The organism is Janibacter sp. CFPM2_SD2, assembly GCF_057364645.1.
Genome location: NZ_JBNFOF010000269.1, coordinates 1 through 3112 on the forward strand (window position 1 = coordinate 1; position 3112 = coordinate 3112).

The 3112-nt window shown below is 73.1% G+C and carries 4 protein-coding genes and 1 pseudogene; 4 read left to right on the plus strand and 1 reads right to left on the minus strand.

Going from position 1 to position 3112, the window contains the following annotated elements:
• The 4 genes from AC2W7J_RS17015 to aat form a co-directional block, all read left to right on the plus strand.
• A partial coding sequence (locus AC2W7J_RS17015) for a glycerate kinase (RefSeq protein ID WP_485983857.1) occupies positions 1–396 on the plus strand: 396 nt, incomplete at its 5' end.
• Positions 397–513: 117 nt separating this feature from the next.
• Complete coding sequence (locus AC2W7J_RS17020; RefSeq protein ID WP_255186055.1) at positions 514–894, plus strand: HesB/IscA family protein; 381 nt, start codon at positions 514–516, stop codon at positions 892–894.
• A 69-nt stretch (positions 895–963) separates the two neighbouring features.
• Positions 964–1953, plus strand: coding sequence for a carbohydrate kinase family protein (locus AC2W7J_RS17025; protein WP_485983859.1), 990 nt, complete (start codon positions 964–966; stop codon positions 1951–1953).
• 13 nt (positions 1954–1966) lie between these two features.
• Complete coding sequence (gene aat, locus AC2W7J_RS17030; protein WP_485983860.1) at positions 1967–2722, plus strand: leucyl/phenylalanyl-tRNA--protein transferase; 756 nt, start codon at positions 1967–1969, stop codon at positions 2720–2722.
• A gap of 16 nt (positions 2723–2738) precedes the next feature.
• Here the strand turns inward: aat and AC2W7J_RS17035 are convergent.
• Positions 2739–3112, minus strand: a pseudogene (locus tag AC2W7J_RS17035) (aminotransferase class V-fold PLP-dependent enzyme); the annotation flags it as partial.

Below are 3112 nucleotides of genomic sequence, written 5' to 3' on the forward strand. Positions count from 1 at the left end.
GGTGCCGGCGCCGCCGGCGGGGTCGGCTACGCGCTGCTCCTCCTCGGCGGTCGTCGGGTGAGCGGTGTCGAGACGGTCCTCGCCGCCGTCGGTCTCGAGCGGCTCGTCGCCGCCGCCGACCTCGTCATCACCGGCGAGGGGTGCCTCGACTGGCAGAGCCTGCAGGGCAAGGTCGTCGCCGGGGTCGCCGAGCTCGCGTCGGCCCACGCCACCCCCGCGGTCGCGCTCGCCGGCCAGGTCCTCATCGGGCGGCGCGAGGCCATGGCCATGGGCCTGGCGGGTAGCTACGCCGTGGCGGACAAGCACGCGGACCTCGCGCCGGTCATGGCCGACCCGGTCGGCACCCTCGCGGAGCGGGCCGAGCGGGTGGCCGCCACGTGGTCACCGCGACGGTGACCTCCCTTCGTCCCTGACGTATGGTGGACGGACGGGAACAACCTGCGCACCGCCCCTGTTGACCCCGTCGTGGCGGACCCCGCCACCCATACAGACCCCGAGCCGTGAGGACATCGCATGAGCGTCCAGGACACCCAGGCCACCACCCCCGAGACCACCGACGCCACCGAGAGCCACGGCGTCGTCCTCACCGACGTCGCCGCCGGCAAGGTCAAGTCGCTGCTCGAGCAGGAGGGTCGTGACGACCTGCGCCTGCGCATCGGCGTGCAGCCCGGTGGCTGCTCCGGCCTGATCTACCAGCTGTACTTCGACGAGCGCTCCCTCGACGGTGACCTCGTCCGCGACTTCGGCGGTGTCGAGGTCGTCGTCGACCGGATGAGCGCCCCCTACCTCGGTGGCGCGACCATCGACTTCGCCGACACGATCGAGAAGCAGGGCTTCACGATCGACAACCCCAACGCCGGCTCCTCGTGCGCCTGCGGCGACAGCTTCAGCTGACCGACGCGCACGACGCACAGGGCCTTCCCGCCGCACCGGCGGGGAGGCCCTTCGTCGTAGGGTGACCGGGTGCCCATCGCCATCGCCGGATCCATCGCCACCGACCACCTGATGACCTTCTCGGGTCGCTTCGCGGACTCGCTCGTCGTCGACCAGCTCGACAAGATCTCCGTGAGCTTCCTCGCGCACAAGCTCGAGATCCGCCGCGGCGGGGTCGCGGCCAACATCTGCTTCGGCATGGCCAACCTCGGCCAGCGCCCCGTGCTCGTCGGTGCCGTCGGCGAGGACTTCGCCGACTACCGCAGCTGGCTGGAGCGCCACGGTGTCGACTGCGAGTCCGTCCACGTCTCCGAGACGCAGCACACCGCGCGCTTCGTCTGCACGACCGACGACGACATGGCCCAGATCGCGACCTTCTACGCCGGGGCGATGTCCGAGGCGCGTGAGATCGAGCTCGCGCCCATCGCGGCCCGCGTCGGTGGCCTCGACCTCGTCCTCGTCGGCCCCGACGACCCCGAGGCGATGCGCCGCCACACCGCCGAGTGCCGCACGCGGGGCATCCCCTTCGTCAGCGACCCGAGCCAGCAGCTGGCCTTCGGCGACGGCGAGCTCATCCGTGACCTCATCGACGGCGCGGAGTACCTCATCACCAACGAGTACGAGTCGCACCTCACCGAGCAGAAGACCGGCTGGTCCCAGGAGGAGATCGCCTCCCGGGTCGGCTACCGGGTCACGACCCTGGGCAAGGACGGCGTGCGCATCACCGGCCGCGGGCTCGACGAGCCGATCGTCGTCGGTACCGCCCGCGAGGTGACCAAGGCCGACCCGACGGGCGTCGGCGACGCCTTCCGTGCCGGCTTCCTCACCGGCATCTGCGAGGGTCTGCCGCTGCGCGAGTCCGCTGAGCTGGGCTCGATGCTCGCGACCTATGTCATCGAGACCGTCGGCACGCAGGAGTACGAGATCGGCACGGCCCGCTTCCTCGCGCGGCTCGCCGAGGCCTACGGGCAGGAGAGCGCCGACCTCATCGGCCAGCACATCTCCTGCCACCGTCCCTGACCGCACGGCGACGATGAGCCGCGTCCCCTTCCCGCCGATCGAGCCGCCGGGCTCGTCGGCGCTGTGGAGCGGCTACCTGCGCGCCGGCCTCGAGGCCGCCGAGAGCGCCCCCGGTGACGTCGGCGAGGTCGTCGGCGTCGGTGGCCGCCTCGACCCGGCCTCCCTCGTCACCGCCTACCGGCTCGGGATCTTCCCCATGGGCCTGGGCGAAGGGGGGTCCCCGCCGATGGGGTGGTGGTGCCCCCGGTGGCGCGGCGTGCTCGAGCCGGGGACCGTGCACGTCAGCCGGTCGCTGCGACGGTCGCTGCCCCGCTTCACCGTGACCGTCGACGAGGACTTCGCCGGGGTGGTCGCCGCCTGCGGCGACCCGCAGCGGGACGGCTTCTGGATCACCGATGCCATCCGGGCGGCCTACGAGGAGCTGCACGCCCTCGGCTGGGCGCACAGCGTCGAGGTCCGCGACGACGAGGGCACCCTCGTCGGGGGCCTCTACGGCGTGGCGATCGGCGGGCTCTTCGCGGGGGAGTCGATGTTCCACCACGTCACCGACGCCTCGAAGGCCGCGCTCGTCGCCCTCGACCGGCTCGTCAGCGCCGACGGCGACCCGCGCCGGATCATCGACGTCCAGTGGCGCACCCCGCACCTGGGCACGCTCGGCATCGTCGAGGTGCACCGCCACGAGTACCTCGCGCGGCTGGCGCAGGCGCTGCAGGCGCCGGCACTCGACCTCGGCGCCCTCGTCGAGGCGCGGGACCTCCCCTTCGCCTAGGGGGTGAGGCCGAGCGCGCCCGGCAGGTCGTGACGACGTCGGGCAGCTCGGTGCAGAGCCGCTCCACGGCGGCTGCCCGGTCGGGGGAGACGGACCGCAGCGGCAGCGTCACCCGCACGTTGCCCTGGGTGAGGGCCCCCATCGCGGCGAGCACGTGGCTCGGCTCGAGCGTGTCGGAGGTGCACGCCGACCCCGACGCGACCGCCAGGCCCCGGCGAGCAGCTCGTCGACGATCGTCTCGCCGTCGACGTAGAGCACGCTGAAGGTGCACACGTGCGGCAGCCGGTCCTGGGGGTCGCCGACGACGTCGACCTCGGGGATGGGCGGCAGCCGCGGCGCGCACGCGCTCGACGAGCGCTCGGGGCCTCGTCCGCGTCGCCGACGCGGTCC

What these genes read in the sequence shown, in the direction of transcription:
- aat (WP_485983860.1), top strand. Translation starts at nt 1,967, where the DNA reads ATGAGCCGCGTCCCCTTCCCGCCGATCGAGCCGCCGGGCTCGTCGGCG.
- AC2W7J_RS17020 (WP_255186055.1), top strand. Translation starts at nt 514, where the DNA reads ATGAGCGTCCAGGACACCCAGGCCACCACCCCCGAGACCACCGACGCC.